17 protein-coding genes and 1 pseudogene are annotated in these 15,590 nt (G+C 39.1%); 1 reads left to right on the forward strand and 17 read right to left on the reverse strand.

Annotated features, from left to right (window positions below; all coding sequences use genetic code 11):
* Positions 1 to 5: 5 nt before the first annotated feature.
* The 13 genes from aguA to E5S68_RS03575 all read right to left on the reverse strand — a co-directional run bounded on the left by aguA (position 6) and on the right by E5S68_RS03575 (position 11,720).
* The gene (gene aguA / locus E5S68_RS03515; protein ID WP_135782369.1) at positions 6 to 1,091 is read right to left on the reverse strand and encodes an agmatine deiminase; all 1,086 of its coding nucleotides are present in this window, start codon (positions 1,089 to 1,091) and stop codon (positions 6 to 8) included.
* Positions 1,088 to 2,215, reverse strand: coding sequence for a carboxynorspermidine decarboxylase (gene nspC / locus E5S68_RS03520; RefSeq protein WP_135782370.1), 1,128 nt, complete (start codon positions 2,213 to 2,215; stop codon positions 1,088 to 1,090). The genes aguA and nspC overlap by 4 nt, the downstream gene beginning before the upstream one ends.
* Positions 2,215 to 3,474: a saccharopine dehydrogenase family protein gene (locus E5S68_RS03525; RefSeq protein WP_048717022.1), complete on the reverse strand. Its 1,260-nt coding sequence runs from the start codon at positions 3,472 to 3,474 to the stop codon at positions 2,215 to 2,217. Before E5S68_RS03525 ends, nspC begins: the two co-directional genes overlap by 1 nt.
* Positions 3,471 to 4,331, reverse strand: a complete 861-nt coding sequence (gene speE / locus E5S68_RS03530; protein WP_006596119.1) for a polyamine aminopropyltransferase — start codon at positions 4,329 to 4,331, stop codon at positions 3,471 to 3,473. Before speE ends, E5S68_RS03525 begins: the two co-directional genes overlap by 4 nt.
* Positions 4,332 to 5,786 carry an aminotransferase class I/II-fold pyridoxal phosphate-dependent enzyme gene (locus E5S68_RS03535; protein WP_009730806.1) on the reverse strand — a complete coding sequence of 485 codons (1,455 nt, stop codon included), beginning with the start codon at positions 5,784 to 5,786 and terminating at the stop codon, positions 4,332 to 4,334.
* Between the two features lie 600 nt (positions 5,787 to 6,386).
* Positions 6,387 to 7,403, reverse strand: a complete 1,017-nt coding sequence (locus tag E5S68_RS03540) for a hypothetical protein (protein ID WP_135782371.1) — start codon at positions 7,401 to 7,403, stop codon at positions 6,387 to 6,389.
* Positions 7,396 to 7,824 (reverse strand): hypothetical protein, encoded by a 429-nt coding sequence (locus E5S68_RS10835; RefSeq protein ID WP_338104516.1) that lies wholly within the window; start codon positions 7,822 to 7,824, stop codon positions 7,396 to 7,398. Before E5S68_RS10835 ends, E5S68_RS03540 begins: the two co-directional genes overlap by 8 nt.
* Positions 7,825 to 7,906: 82 nt before the next feature.
* On the reverse strand, positions 7,907 to 8,701 hold the full coding sequence (locus E5S68_RS03550) for a DUF4261 domain-containing protein (protein WP_135782372.1): 795 nt from the start codon (positions 8,699 to 8,701) through the stop codon (positions 7,907 to 7,909).
* A gap of 48 nt (positions 8,702 to 8,749) precedes the next feature.
* The gene (locus tag E5S68_RS03555; protein ID WP_135782373.1) at positions 8,750 to 9,247 is read right to left on the reverse strand and encodes a hypothetical protein; all 498 of its coding nucleotides are present in this window, start codon (positions 9,245 to 9,247) and stop codon (positions 8,750 to 8,752) included.
* Between the two features lie 10 nt (positions 9,248 to 9,257).
* Complete coding sequence (locus tag E5S68_RS03560) at positions 9,258 to 9,812, reverse strand: hypothetical protein (RefSeq protein ID WP_135782374.1); 555 nt, start codon at positions 9,810 to 9,812, stop codon at positions 9,258 to 9,260.
* A gap of 17 nt (positions 9,813 to 9,829) precedes the next feature.
* The gene (locus E5S68_RS03565) at positions 9,830 to 10,312 is read right to left on the reverse strand and encodes a hypothetical protein (protein WP_200773499.1); all 483 of its coding nucleotides are present in this window, start codon (positions 10,310 to 10,312) and stop codon (positions 9,830 to 9,832) included.
* Between the two features lie 18 nt (positions 10,313 to 10,330).
* Complete coding sequence (locus E5S68_RS03570) at positions 10,331 to 11,182, reverse strand: CbrC family protein (RefSeq protein ID WP_135782376.1); 852 nt, start codon at positions 11,180 to 11,182, stop codon at positions 10,331 to 10,333.
* 31 nt (positions 11,183 to 11,213) lie between these two features.
* On the reverse strand, positions 11,214 to 11,720 hold the full coding sequence (locus E5S68_RS03575) for a YfbM family protein (RefSeq protein WP_135782377.1): 507 nt from the start codon (positions 11,718 to 11,720) through the stop codon (positions 11,214 to 11,216).
* 117 nt (positions 11,721 to 11,837) lie between these two features.
* On the opposite strand from E5S68_RS03575, the gene E5S68_RS03580 reads away from it, so the two are divergent.
* A complete protein-coding gene (locus tag E5S68_RS03580; protein WP_135782378.1) occupies positions 11,838 to 12,857 on the forward strand; it encodes a hypothetical protein in 1,020 nt (339 codons plus the stop codon).
* Between the two features lie 30 nt (positions 12,858 to 12,887).
* Here E5S68_RS03580 and E5S68_RS03585 read toward each other — a convergent pair whose 3' ends face one another.
* The 4 genes and pseudogenes from E5S68_RS03585 to E5S68_RS03600 all read right to left on the reverse strand — a co-directional run bounded on the left by E5S68_RS03585 (position 12,888) and on the right by E5S68_RS03600 (position 15,573).
* A complete protein-coding gene (locus tag E5S68_RS03585; RefSeq protein ID WP_135782379.1) occupies positions 12,888 to 13,694 on the reverse strand; it encodes a hypothetical protein in 807 nt (268 codons plus the stop codon).
* 48 nt (positions 13,695 to 13,742) lie between these two features.
* Positions 13,743 to 13,963, reverse strand: a pseudogene (locus tag E5S68_RS10670) (hypothetical protein); the annotation flags it as partial.
* A 142-nt stretch (positions 13,964 to 14,105) separates the two neighbouring features.
* The gene (locus E5S68_RS03595; RefSeq protein ID WP_135782380.1) at positions 14,106 to 14,672 is read right to left on the reverse strand and encodes a hypothetical protein; all 567 of its coding nucleotides are present in this window, start codon (positions 14,670 to 14,672) and stop codon (positions 14,106 to 14,108) included.
* A gap of 46 nt (positions 14,673 to 14,718) precedes the next feature.
* Positions 14,719 to 15,573, reverse strand: a complete 855-nt coding sequence (locus E5S68_RS03600) for an ADP-ribosylglycohydrolase family protein (RefSeq protein ID WP_135782381.1) — start codon at positions 15,571 to 15,573, stop codon at positions 14,719 to 14,721.
* Positions 15,574 to 15,590 lie beyond the last annotated feature (17 nt).

Here is a 15,590-nt window from a genome sequence, read left to right on the forward strand (position 1 = left end):
TTCTCCTATTCTGGAATTTGTTGGGTAATACAGTGGATATTTCCACCACCTAAAAGAATATCTCTTGCAGGAATTCCGACAACTTCACGGTCTGGGAAACACTGGCTCAGAATATTCAAGGCTACTTGGTCGTTTACATCCTGAAATTGCGGCACTAATACAGACTTATTAGCAATGTAAAAATTTACATAGGAAGCTGCTAAACGTTCACCTGCATAGCGTTCTTCTTCGCCTTCTTCATAAGTATAGCCCGGCAAATCATCTTCCGTCACTACTTGATGAATAGCTGGGATTGGAAGTTTATGAATAGTGAAACTTCGACCTTTTGCATCGGTTTCCTTCTCTAAAATAGCTAGATCTGCTGCAGACATGGCATACTGAGGATCATCTTGGTCGTCTGTCCAAGATAAAACAACCTCAGCAGGACCAACAAAGGCAGCAACATTATCGACGTGTTCATTTGTCTCGTCTTGATAAATACCGTAAGACAACCAAATAACTTTTTCGGCACCAAGGCTCTCTAGTAAGATCTTTTCAATCTCCTCTTTAGTCAGGTGAGGATTACGACCAGGACTAAGCAAGCAACTTTCAGTTACGAGAATAGTTCCTTGACCGTCACTATGTATAGCTCCACCTTCCAGTACAAAAGGTTTGGCATCGTAAACAGGTATTTCCAACTCCTCAGCAAAACGACTAGCTACTTGGTCATCTGCTTCATAGTCTTGGTAGAGACCATCAACAGCACCACCCCAGGCATTGAAAGACCAATCTACCACCATCTTTTCCCTTTTATCATTAAGAAGAATGGTCGGACCTGTATCACGAGCCCAGGCATCATTTGTCGGAATATCTAAATAAACAACCTGGTCTCCTAGATAGGATTGCGCTTCAGATAGATAGTCCTCCTCAACCAAAAGGTAGACTGTTTCCCCCTGAGCAATAGTTTTGATAATCTGGCTAAAAGCTTTTTTTGCAGCCTTTCCTTGAAAAGGCCAAGACCCTGGTCGAGTAGGCCATATCATGAGAGTCCCATGATGGGGTTCATACTCTGCAGGCATCCGATAACCTAATTTCTTTGGGCTATCCATCATGATAATCTCTCCTTAAAGTCTTGGTAGCCAAATGCTTTGACTAGACTGCACTCACCCTCTATATCCATGAGATACAAACTTGGAAGCCCAATGCCGTTAAAGGTATTATTTTTGACAAAGGAGTAAATAGCCATGTCTTCAAAATAGAGGCGATCACCGATTTCAATCGGTTTTTCAAAGCTGTAATCCCCAATGATATCCCCTGTAAGACAAGTATTTGAAGAGAGTCTATAAGTATAAGGTTTTTCTTGCGCTTCAAAACCATCTCTCAATGGAGGGCGATAAGGCATCTCAAGAACATCTGGCATATGGCAGCTTGCTGAAGCATCTAACACCAAGGTCTCAATCCCGTTTTCAACAATATCTAAGACTTCTGTCGCTAGATAGCCCGCATTAAGGGCAATAGCTTCTCCTGGCTCGATATAGATGTCAAGGTTATAAGTTTCTCGAATGCGTTTAATCTCAGAAATCAGTAAGTCCACATCATAGTCATCTCTCGTAATATGATGACCACCACCCATATTGAGCCATTTAACTTGATGCAAATAGGCTCCAAACTGTTCTTCTACTGCTTTCAAGGTTGTCTCTAAATCATCTGCCCCCTGCTCACAAAGAGTATGAAAATGAAGCCCGTCAACCAAGTCCAGCAAATCACTAGGTATCTTGTCTGAAGTCACTCCAAAACGAGAGCCAGGAGCACAAGGATCATAAAGCGCGTGGTCACCCTGAGTTGAACATTTAGGATTGAGGCGTAGACCGACACTGATACCAGCTTCACGACAACGTTGACCATATTTTCGTAATTGTCTCTCTGAGTTAAAGACAATATGATCAGATATTTTAAGCAACTCTTCCATATCTGATTCCTTGAAAGCTGGCGCAAAAACATGGACTTCCCCAGGGAACTCTTCTCTAGCTAACTTAGCCTCATAGAGTCCACTAGCCGTCGTACCTGACAGATACTGACTAATCAAAGGATAGGTTTTATAGAGGGAATAAGCCTTTTGAGCCAGTAGAACCTTACAGCCAGTTTTTTCTTGAACCTCTTGTAAAATGTGGCAATTCTCTTCTAATTTTCCTAAGTCAATGATATAAGAAGGTGTTGGTACTTGTTCTAACTTCATTAGTCTACCATTTGTGGATTTTCTACCACAACCCATGGTAAACCGAATTTATTCAAAGCTTCCATGAATGGGTCTGGATCCAACTCTTCAAGGTTATAAACTCCTGGTTGTTTCCAAGTACCATCCATCACTAATTTTGTCCCAATCATAGCTGGAACACCTGTTGTGTAAGAAATGGCTTGTGAACCAACTTCTGCGTAACATTCTTGATGGTCGCAAACATTGTAGATGTAGATGGTCTTTTCAACGCCATCTTTGACACCTGTAAAGATACATCCAATATTAGTTTTACCAACAGTACGTGGGCCAAGGCTTGCAGGATCTGGAAGCAAGGCTTTCAAGAATTGGATTGGTACGATTTCTTGTCCGTTAAAATTAATTGCATCTGTACGAAGGAGACCAACGTTTTCCAAGCATTTCATGTGAGTTAGATAAGATTGACCAAAAGTCATAAAGAAGCGAATTCGTTTAACACCTGGAATGTTCTTTGCTAATGATTCGATTTCTTCATGGTGGAGGAGATACATGTCTTTTTGACCAACTTGAGGGAAATCATACTCACGTTTGATAGACATGGCTTCGACTTCTACCCATTTTCCATCTTCCCAGTAAGAACCTGGTGCAGAAACCTCACGTAGATTGATTTCTGGGTTAAAGTTTGTCGCAAATGGATAACCGTGGTCACCACCATTACAGTCTAAAATATCGATATAGTGGATTTCGTCAAAGTAATGTTTGAGTGCATAAGCTGAAAAGACGCTGGTTACCCCTGGATCAAAACCAGATCCAAGTAAGGCAGTCAGACCTGCTTCCTTGAATTTCTCTTGGTAAGCCCATTGCCATGAGTAGTCAAAGTAAGCTGTAAAACCAAGTTCCTTACAACGTTTCTCATAAATAGCACGCCATTCAGGGTCTTCTGTGTCCTCAGACTCATAGTTGGCAGTATCGATATAGTGGACACCTGTTGCCAAACAAGCATCCATAATAGTCAAATCTTGGTATGGTAGAGCTACGTTCAAAACAGCTTCTGGTTTGTAGCTTTCAATCAAGGCAATCACTTCTTCTACCTTGTCAGCATCAAGAGCAGCTGTCTCAATCTTAGTATTTGTTTTGCCTTCTAATTTAGCTTTCAAGTCATCACATTTTGACTTGGTACGGCTTGCAATCATAATCTCTTTAAAAGTTTCGCTGTCTTGACAAATCTTTGAAATAGCAACCTGGGCAACGCCCCCACATCCGATAACTAATAAACGACTCATTTTCTTCCTTCCTCTTCTTCTAAAATGTCTTCTACATACTTAGGCAACATAAAGGCACCAATATGTAGGTTTGCAGTGTAGTATTCTGTGAAAAGCTGGCGTTTTTTCCAACCTTCCTTGTCAAAATCTTTGACAGGGTGGTATTTTTTAGATGCAAACCCAAATAACCAATAGCCTGCAGGACTGGTAGGGATATGTGCCTGATAAACTCGACTGATTGGAAAGGCTTGATTAACCTTACGGTGCATGCTTCGACAAGCTGACTCATCTTCGTCAAAGAAGGGACTACCATGCTGATAAATCATGATTCCGTCCTCTTTCAAGGCTCTGTAACTATTGCCGTAAAATTCCTTGGTAAAGAGCCCTTCCGTATGGCCAAATGGATCAGTCGCATCGTTAATGATAATGTCGTAATCATTTTCACAGTTTCTCAAAAACCTTAGTCCATTTTGGTAGTAAATAGTAACACGAGGATCATCTAGCCCAGCAGCAAAATCTGGAAAATATTCTCGACAAACCTCAACCAGCATCTCATCTGGTTCCACGATATCGATTTGTTCCAATTCTGGATAGAGTGTTAATACTTGGGCAACACCACCGTCACCGCCCCCAATAACCAAGACTTTCTTTGGATTGGGATGAACAGCCATAGGAACGTGGACGGTCATTTCGTTGTAGACAAAGTCATCTGCATCTGAAAACAAGACATGCCCATTTAAAATCAAAATCTTCCCAAAAGCTGGAGTATCTAATACTTCAATATCTTGCCATTCACTTTTTCCAGCGTAGAGTTGTTTGGCAGTTCTCAATGATAATTTCACATCTGGAGTATGAACTTCAGAAAACCATAAATCCATCTAGTTCTCCTTTCTCTTAATAACGTTGATATGATTGACCTCTGGATCTTCCGTTCCTTGGAGGGAACAACCACGTTCTTTTGCGAATTGGATATAATCGACAAGACCTTGTGTAATTCGTTCACCAGGTGCTAGGATAGGAATCCCAGGAGGGTAACACATGACAAATTCCCCACAGACTTGTCCAACGGACTCGTCCAAGGTTAAGCTTCTTCTCTCTGAGTAGAAGGCTTCCTGTGGAGATAGCACCAACTCTGGTTGGATATATTCGCCAGCGATCAAGTCCTTCCCATCTCGTGAGTATAGTCTCTTGATATCAGCTAGAGCACCAACCAAGCGTTCAATGTCTTGGATACGGTCACCAATCGAAATGTAGGCCAAGATATTGCCAATATCACCAAACTCAATCTGAATGTCATATTCATCCCGTAAGAGATCATAAACTTCAATACCTGTTAGCCCAATTCCCTGAGTGTAAACTGACAGCTTGGTTACATCAAAATCACAAACCGATACACCATCTACTAGCTCTTTTGAGTAGGCATAGTAGCCACCGATGGCATTGATTTCACGACGAGCGTACTCAGATAGCTCAATGACCTTCTCAAATGACTCTTTACCACGAAGGGCCAAATTGCGGCGTGAAATATCCAAACTAGACATTAACAAATAGGATGCTGATGTTGATTGGGTCAGGTTAATGATTTGACGCACGTACTCAGGATTCATCTGATCGCCAACTAAAAGAAGCGAACTTTGAGTCAAGCTGCCACCAGACTTATGCATAGATACGGCTGACATATCTGCTCCAGCGTCCATAGCAGATAGAGGAAGTTTATCTGTAAAGTGGAGATGAGCACCGTGTGCCTCGTCTACTAAGACTTTCATTCCTGCAGCGTGGGCCATCTCTGTTAGCCCCTTTAAGTCTGAACAAATCCCATAGTAGGTAGGATTGTTGATTAAGATAGCCTTGGCATCCGGATGGTCCTTAATAGCTTGTGCCACACGATCATTTTCAAGCCCCAAAGCAATACCGATTTTGGGATCCACACTCATCTCGATATAGATGGGAATAGCTCCACATAAAACGAGTGCATTGATGGCTGATTTATGGACATTTCGTGGTAGGATGATTTTATCACCTGCTTTACAGGTGGAAAGAATCATGGTTTGCACGGATGAGGTTGTTCCGCCAATCATTAAAAAGGCATGGGCAGCTCCAAAAGCCTCTGCTGCTAGCTCTTCTGCATCTCTGATAATCGAAATAGGATGCCCAAGATTGTCCAAGGGCTTCATAGAATTGACATCAATACCAACGCATTTTTCCCCTAAAAGTTCAACTAACTCTGGATTCCCACGGCCACGCTTATGACCTGGTACATCGAAAGGAACAATCCTTTTCTTTCGTAACTTAACTAACCCCTCATAAATGGGAGCTTGGTTCTGATTTAACATTATGAAGACATACTCCTTTACTTTATTTTCTACACCTGAGCTAAAATCAGGTGTTATAGCAAACTTATGAAAAAAGAGCAGGTTGGCACCTGCTCTACAATCTATTGACGTGTTTATGTTTGTTTCTTTTGAGTATGTCTGTTCCTGATGTTTCCTAACTCTCTAGTAGCAAATATTACGTACTTTATTGATCGTTTCACAAGATGACGTGTGCTTTCACCACACTAACAAATGTATACGAATTAGAACTAATGTCCTAACATCAACTTATAAAAGTAGGCTTTTAACCCTATCAATAATGTGGCTTTTCAACCACGCTTCGGCATTCAACCCTGCCTGTCCGTAGGCATTTTTTACTCGGGTTTATATTTGCTAGAAAACATCATCTCATTTTCTAAGCTTCATCAATATATCATGTTTTCAGAGACTTGTAAAGTATTTTCAGAACTTTTTTAAAACAATTTAATATTTAGTTCGTGTAATTTATTCAACCCAGAAATAGAAATCGTTTTAAATTTAAATCAAAAACAAAAAAAAAGGAACTAAATAAATTAATTCCTTTAGATAGGCATAAGCAAATTCAACTATTCAAAATCGTATTTACTCATCACGCGCTACTTTGGCAGCTAGTTTAAAATCAGTCATCAAATAATTTTCATCTAGATGGATAAGACTATAATACTCATTCCAAAATAGAGAGTCACTGTTACTTGACCACTGTAATCCATACCATAATTGAGTGACATCACTTGTATTTGATGGTGGGATTGACCATAGATGCTTTTTGAAAGTTTCTTGAACACGTGGAACATCAAGTCGACTAGTCAAGTCGAGTTCATCCAATTTCAAAGTGATAGAATGTTTCTTAGCTGCTTCAATGCTATCCTTGTTAAATCGAACCTGAATAACCTTAGAATCTTCTAGAACCACGTTCTTATCTTCTGCCCCGTAAAAGGAAATACTCCCAAGAACTATGCCATCTTTTGCAAAGAGATAGGGAGCGTAGGGAACAGCATTGCTATCAAGTCTGAAGCCTTTTTCGATAGTGACTGATTTATCTCCTGAATACTTTTTGAAACTGCCATCTGTCAGGAGTTCTTCGTAGTCGCTACCACCATCACCTTGTCTTACATAGATATCAAATCCAGCTTCCATCAGATCACTTGCTTTGGTTTCTGCTAACGTGATTTTACTTTCATTAATTTGCAAAATTGGTGCTTGAGGTGGCAAACCAATCGTGAGATGAAATATGACTCCTACTAGAAAGACCATCAAGGTTATAAGGAGGGCAAGTAATGACTTTCCAGTCCTTTTTCTTGCATTGAAAAGGGCCATTAGAGCAGGTAGGAGGATCATTTTAGCTAAAATAGAATTCCCCACACCGCCTCTATTTAAGGTCTGAAAAGCAAAGATCCCTGCGATTGCAATCAGGGACAGGTAGACCAAAATCTCGCCTAGACCCAGTTTTTCTGTTCGAGTTTGTTGGTTTACAGGGGATTCGTACAATGACTGTCCATTCTCTTTCCTCCTTTTTAGAAAGAGATAAAAGCCCAGACCGAGTAGCAGATTAAAAATTGCAAAAGCAATTAAAGTACCTATAATCACCGTTCTACCCATGGCTCTCTACTCCTTTATGTTCTCTCTCAAATCTTATCTTTCTCTTTAATGTCCAATTCCCAATCAATAAAACCATTAAGAAGAAGGGGCCTCCTTCTATCAGTACAATCGGTAAAGCCAGTATAGCAATCATCAAAAAACTAGCTTGCTTTTGATGCCAACTACCGCCCCATTCTCCGTTTATCAGTCCCCCAAAATAGTCGATGTAGTTAGTAAACCAAGTCAATAAGGGATTTTGAAAATCATTGCGCCTTAGGTAAATGAACATAGCAGAATATAGCAAAACATAAAGAATTCCAAGGACTAGAATAATCTTTTGACTAGTTCGAGTAGCCTCTAGAACGATTTTTTCTCTCTTCTCTGGTTTTATTTCCTTGAGACTTGGATTCTTACAAGAGAGTTTTTCAAATCTATAGGCCAGAAATCAGTAGAGATAATACTTTTTTATATCACGCTTCATAAAATCCCCAATCTAAGAAGGACATTGAATTATAAATCATGGTCTAAACATCTAATTTCAAGGAATTGCCTTCCAAATAAACTGCTTTTGACTCAGTGATTTTGATTTTTTGATCTTCTGAAAAGCCAATGGTTTCACCGTCCTTTAAGGTGACATCACTGCCTAAAACATACTGAAGAATAGACAAGAGGAGATAATATAAGTCATCGCTATTCATAGGAGACTCGATAATTTCAATCTCAATTTTTCCAAACTCTTTCAAACCATAAGTGTAAATACTAGTTTTATCTCCCTGGTTGATAATTCCCATATAAATCCAGAGTTGAAGGGGAAGCATTTCTTCTTTCAAAAGGTCAGCCAGGTCTAGATAAAGATCTTTGGGTAAGAGCAAGGTGGTAGAACCCTGATAAATACCAATAGCTGATTGACTAGTTTTTAGGATAGAGGCATTGACTTTAGTTAATAGGGAATAAGTTTCTACTGGCGAAAGATTGTCAGACAAAATAGAAACAATGGCGTGTTGTGTGTGCTCCTGTGTTTCCTTCTCAACATCCTGCCAGAGGTAAGAATAGGCATACAATTCTTCAAATTCTTGACTTGGGATAGGTAAATCCATTAAAGCCAGCGCAACGAGAGCACCATCAATCACAAAGGTTGCACTAGAATCATCCCCAGAAACTTCAGAAATTTCAAGCCCCCAGTGAGTTTTCAATTCCTGAACGACCTGATCTAAAGAATAGGCCTGCTTGTCTTTGAAGAGGGTCATGGACAAGATCAGTTGTTTTTTCTTCTCTGACTTTTCTTTCTTACTAGTAAATAGATTTTTTAAAAAATTCATAGGACTTCTCCTTTATTTCATATCAGTTAGGAAGCAAAGCTATCTTGGTCAAAGTGAGTCGAGATGCCAAGTTTCCTCATCCTCAAAACCGTAGAATTTCTCATCAAGTAGCCAATTTCCATCCACCAATCTAAGTACAAACTGATGCTTCATTTCTAAAGCTTCTTGATAATGGGTGATGACTCTTGCTTCTTCAGCTTTTGTCATGATAAAATCTACAGAAAAATCATTCCTTTGAACATAGTTATACTCACTTGGGGAGCCATAAGAATTTCGAACTCCTCCTTCCAAGCATTTTTGAGTCACTCGTCCAGTTATAAGTTGTATTTGTCTATGAAAATAGTCATCCATAAGATCATTCCACAAAGGGTGAAGCTGATTAGATGGGATGCCAAGGGCTTCTTTTTCCTTATCCAGTGCTCTGTTATGCTCAAAAATTTCCTCTTCTAACAAGGTTAAACTTTTGAGTAAATCAAGCAATGGTGTGATGATTATTTCTGCTACAGTTTGATATTTTTCAGGGGTATTTTTATAGTTCACTTTCATAATAAGCCTCTTAATCATCCTGGATTAATTGCTTTACTTCTATGTCTGAAAGTTGTCCATCCATGTAGAGTTTCCTAAGTAAATCTTTATCTACGGTAATTTCATAATAGTCAGTCACAAACTCATGAAATCTCTCAAAGCTATCAAAAAGGTAAGAGAGCAACCATTCTCCGCCATCCTGATTTTGGTAAGTCTGTTGATGCGCGTGACCATCATACCAGATAAAGAAGGTTGTTTCATCTTTTTGGTCTTCTGAATAAAGTGAGACATACTTTTCATCCAGTCCTTTATAAAAACTATCGATGATATCTTGATTCCACTCGTCAGCAGCAAACTGGCTTAAACTACTTTCATGATCAAAGCCTTTTATAAGGATCATTTTATCAGTCAAAATCACATCTAAAGAATCACCAGAGCCATTGTCAATAAGATATCGGAGTCCATAGTCTTCCTCAGTCTTAATCACGAGTCTAAGCCAATCCTCACTCGGATCTGTTAGATACTCATCAATGACCAGCAAGGCATCTAAGAGAGTCTTTATCTTGTCCCAATCAATCTTTCTCATCTCTAAAAACCTCCATCTTATTCTTGCAATTTATCAAGATCACAAGCCCTATAACGAGCTGTTAGATAGCCTGAAAAGCTAATCTGAGGGATATTCCACTCATTAGGTAAATAAATCGAACAATCTATCTGATCACCTAGAGGGGAACTTGCTGAGAAGACATATCTTCCCAAATCCTCATTATTAGGATTTCTTTCAACTTGACCCAATCTGCTAGTATTGAACCAGTCTTTAAACAGTAACCAGATTTGCTCGGCATCTTCGTTTAATAGGGAGACTTTCAAGTTGTAGCTAATTCCGACCCTACATCTTTTTTTGAATCCTGACTCATCAGCCTTACAAACTTTTATCGATCCCTTGTCATACTGCCAGTTATCACTATCTAATAGGGGAAATTGAACAGATAGATTGTCTTTAAATCCCTGCATAGTATCAAATAAATCTTTGGAGGCGGCTTCGAATAATTCTAGTTCTTCCATAGTCTTCTCTTTAATTTTCATAGCTAATCACATTTCGATTTAATCTGCATCGACCCAGATCTGGTATTTTTGACAATGGAGACATCTAAACAAATAACCACAGATAGGCCCGTCTTTGACCAAGTAGTCCTCTATCTCTTGATATTCTTCACGCGCTTCATAGTCTGCCAAGACTTGCTCAGCGATTCCCATATCCTTCAATTCTCGAGTTCCAACTGTACCCAAGTAAGCACAATAATCTTGGCAACAAGAAAGCCAATATTCTCCCTGCCAACTAGAGTAGCCTGGGGTCTGACAAAAAAGCAGCTGATTCTTTTCTGGATCCAATTCACCCTGCCACTCGGCATCTTGGATAAATTCTGCATCGAATTTCTGAGCTGCTTGACCGTTTGCAATGCACATTGGGCAAAGGTATTCTATATCCTCGATACAATAAGGGATCAAGGCATAATAAACATTGCTTTCTTTCCCACAAGATGTACAAAGCTTGGCTTCTCCTTCAACAAATGAACCTGTAGCTAAGGGATCTGGATGATAGAGAAAATGAGGCAAGTTTTTTAACAAGTCCTGTCTTTGCTTCTTCTCTTCTTTTCTTAGAGGACGAGGAAGGGCAAAACGATCACCATGACTCTGACTCATTTCTTGTAAACGGCTCAGTTTCTTTAATTGTTTTCGGTCTGGTTTATCTAAGATTTCGGTAAATAAGCTATAGGCACTAGTGTAGAGACCCAATTGGTCATAGAGGTCAACTAAGACTTTTTTAGCTTCTAAATCCTCAGACTTAGCTAATTCATCAGCTAAATCATAGAGTGCCGCAACACTGGAAGAATTTCCATCTTGTTCCATGTATTGATTTTTTAAAGTAATATACTTTTCTAGAAATGGATTCATGGGACTACCTTTCTAATGGAATATAAAAACCTTAACAAATGGTCACTAAGACATTCCCCTTGTGGTTTAAGATTTCCTTGTAAAAGTCTTTCATTTTGACAAAGCAGGTTAAAATATCATCCTTGATTTCTTCCTCTTCCTCAAGATAATCCCAAATATCAGGATACAAGTCGGCTTTCTTGCATGCTTCCATACTAAAGTCTTTCAAAGCCTTGTCCATATCAAATTCTTCTAAAGCTTGACTGATAGCCGAAATTCTCGATTTTTCAGTATAGGCGATATATTCAGATACATCCTCTAGAGGAGTCACCCCTAAAACAGCTTCTCTCAAGGGATTGTCATCCAAAAATTCTGAACTACTAAATCCTGTCATGACAAAGAGAAGAGCATCCCACATTTTGTCAATATCTATTAAGATATCATGAGTATCAGCGGAATCCTCAGCAAAATCTAACAAGTCATCTTCTTGGTTAGAAAGACATTTTATTTGTTCTAATTCATTGTCTGGTAAATATTGATAATTGGCAATCATTCCCATGATTTTTCTCCTTTGAATCTTGTAGGATAATACTGATGTTTTTAGCTCTATTTTATAGAAAATGCTATAATGGAGCTAAGAAATTGTTTTATTGAATGTTAAATAGAGGGAATAGTCATGTTCACTAGTATTGTTTTAGGGTTTTATGCTCTTTTCTTTCTATCCTTATCTTTTACTATCTATCTCTATATCAGACTTCTAGTTGCGGTCAGACAAAGGAAAGATGTCCCAAAATGGATCTACAAACTTGGCCAAGCTGTTCAAGGAAGAATTCACGTTGACTATGAAGAAACCACTGATGCTAATGCCCTTAAAGAGATTCATTGGTTCTTGCTAATCTATTTAATCGTAAATCTACTCGTATTGGCTGGCTTCTACTATCATGGTAATAGCTTTCCTCAAGCCATTTATGAATGTTTGAAAAAACAATTTTTTATCGTACTTGTTAGTATGGTTTTAAAAAGTATTGGGAAATTTATCGTATTAGCTATAAGAAAAAACTTTCAAAACAGTCATGCCTATGCATCAACCAACGCTTTTATCGGGACAGCTTTTTTAACGAGTTATGTTTTTATGTTTTGCATGATGATGAGTGGCCTTCCAGCTCAACCCGTTCCAGTAACCATTCAAGATACCACTGTCATTATCGGGGAGACCAAGGCTTCCGAGCTTTTAGACCAAGGCTATACCTTTGGAGATAAAGGCGCAGAGAGCTCCATCACCAATCCCAAAAACGACCACTTCTACTACGGTCAGCTTCTCGAAGTCAAGCGGGATAATCAGTCCTTTGGCTTTATGAGCCTTACCCCCACAGGTAAAGATACTGATCAGCTCAAAAACTGCATCATCACCTATTACAGATCACCTAAGGATAACAAGCAACTAGAAGAAATTTCCATCAATCATGTCAAGCTAGCAAATCTCAAGCTCCAAGATTTTCAAACACGAAAATTAATCGATATCTTTGAAGTCAATCCAGCTGATTATGACGTCTCTGATAAGGATAACAACTTTATCCTAACCATCCAAACAGCAGATTACGACCTCTGGAAAAGATACCGTATTGAATCCAAGTTCAATTCAGATGGTTCGATTGATAGCTATGGAGTCAGAGCCCAACATAGCATGTGGGAATGATTCACCATTTCCCCCTTTATCACATAAGCATTAAACTGGAAAAATATCGTCGACAAGTTTATAGGTTTCGATGAATCGAAGGCCAGAGGAACCTTTATCTCTAGTGATTTCTTCATAAATATCTTCTAAATTTTGGGCAGGTGCCAACATCCAAAGACTAAAAGGTCTAAGTTTCACCTGTCCAATTTTTTCAATATTTTCTAATAATTGCCCTAAATCTTTGTGATTGAACCAGCAATCTGTAACGAGAGCAAACTTTGTATTGTCCATCTTACAGGAGATTTGACTGGTCAAAAAACCATCGATGGAGGGCTTTTTTGTTTGTAAGAGGCGTGTGCAAGCCAAATGATACTCAAGCTTTCTAGGACTCTGCTCAACCATAGATAAAAAGACAAGACCATACTCATCTTGGAACTTAACAGTAAGGAGATCTCCTTCTTCAAAATAAGGTTTACGTTTAGTTTTGGCTTTAGTGACCTTTAGAGGTCTAGGATTTTCAGTTTGCAACTGGATAGCAAGTTTATCCAAGAACTTTTGCCTTTGCTTCAAAGCCTTTGAATCTATTTCCAACCAAAATGGATCAGCCCCTTTTTTGATAAGCTCCAAGGTTTTATCTCTGATATCGTCTGTCAGGTGACCAATCTTCCACAGTGAGTAGGCAAGAGCAGTCCAATAAATCTCTGTAAAAAAGTCTGTTTGACAGTAATCTTTCTCCGCATCGAGGATATCCTTGATAATATTGCCTACATGATCACCATCTCTATAGCGACCAACTACCTCATTGTAAATGTCATACCCTTGATCACTGTCAATGATTTTAACGCCATCAATTGCCATTCTCAACTCCTAATGCTCAATCGACATCTTATTGATAAATCTCAAAGCTTATTTAATCTTATGCTTGTTCATTTTCTCTTGGAAAATATCTGTAAGAATTTGTCGCAATTCTTGAGCTTCCTTTTCAGGAAGTTGGCCTTCTTGTTCAGCTACAGCATACAACTCCGGATACTCGAGCGATACTCTCTTAACAGTACGTGTAATAGCATGTTTTATAAAAAAAATGGAATCCGTTTAATCATATCTTGAGGAATTAATGCGATAATCTTATTTTACAAGATAGGTTTTCCAGATTTCCATTTTCATGATAGATATTTCTCCTTAAGAAGCTAGATAGTGCTAGATGTTTCTCTTTACTGCTCAATCCGTCTACTCAAGCAGTGGCATACACTCACAAAGAACTTTGTTTGACTATTGAATATCTTCCATCGCTTCTTTCACATATTCTTCGACATCTTCAATCTCTACAAACATTGGGTCTAAGTGACATAGGAAGTGCCAATCTTCGGTGTCGCGTTTTCTGTAGACAATCGCTTCGCCGTCTTCACTTCCGAAAAAGCTTCTGTCAACTTCATACCCTTTGTTTTCTAGGAATGCTTTTGCCTTGCGGAAGTTAGATTCTCTGGCTTCGACATAAGCTTTCACTTCATCGTTATTCACGACATATGCATCGACTTTTGTAGCTCCTTCGATCATTTTATCGTTTTTAACGGATAGATTCGAAATTTCTTTCCAAATAATGTCCACATTTTCCTCAGAATTAAACGAAAATCTAGATAAAGGGACAATATTTCCATTGAAGACAATCTCCATATAATCCGGTAGATTTTTTGGATTAAAATACTCCACATCAAAACTATCTTCTTTTTCTAAAGTATATCCCGGGATTTGCGCTACAAAGGCTCTTCCCTCTTCTAAAGAATCAAACGCGACTAAATCCTTTTGATAATCACCTTGATACAATTCCAATATAACCATCGATAACCCTCCGTCATTCAGTATCGGTCCGCATAACGCCTATCTATTATTTTATTACAACCGTTTCTTCCCATCGTCTGAGCACATCTTTCAAAGGCTCATCTAGATAGGTATAGGCCTTGTCCTTTATCCAATCAGGGATTCCATAAGCTGCTTCGGCGATACTTCCTGTGATAGCAGCAAGAGTATCACTATCCCCACCAAGAGAAATCGCATTTCGAATAGCATCTTCAAAATCTGTACTTTCAAGAAAGGCAATGATGGCCTGAGGTACCGTATTCTGGCAAGTTTCATTAAAACGATAAGTAGGACGAATTTCATCTAGTGTTTGAGAAAGATTATATCCATACTCTTGCTCTATGTATTCCTTGATGAGTCTCTTGCACTCTGTAGGGTTATCGTTAATCGGTTTTCCATAGTCGCCACTGTAACCTCCAAAGTAATAACGACACATAAAGATAGCATCAGACGTCGCCATAGCTCCTTTGACCCCCTCTGGATGGTTATGAGTCACCTCTGCAGAAAGTCGTGCAACTGCTCTTCTGGACGGCCAGGCTCCCGTTCGTGCACAGAAACTACAATCCATGGTCCAGGCACATGGAGAAACACGCATTGCTGAGCCATTTCCAAAGCTATTATAAGGTTCTCGATCGTCGCCATCAATCCAATTCCCAAATCTAGCCCCGTAACCAGCATCGGGATACATTCTACCATATTTCTTCATGGCATCAATAAAGTCATCCTTCTGACTACCGTTCATGATGGCTTCAGCAACAGCACAGGTCATTACCGTATCATCAGTGAAAAAACAATCCTCACGAAATAATGGAAAGTCTTTCGTTTTAATGTTGCCCCATTCGTAAACAGAACCTACAATGTCTCCAACTATTGCCCCTAGCATAAGATTTCTCCTTACAG

Source organism: Streptococcus rubneri (assembly GCF_004785935.1).
Taxonomy (GTDB): domain Bacteria; phylum Bacillota; class Bacilli; order Lactobacillales; family Streptococcaceae; genus Streptococcus; species Streptococcus rubneri.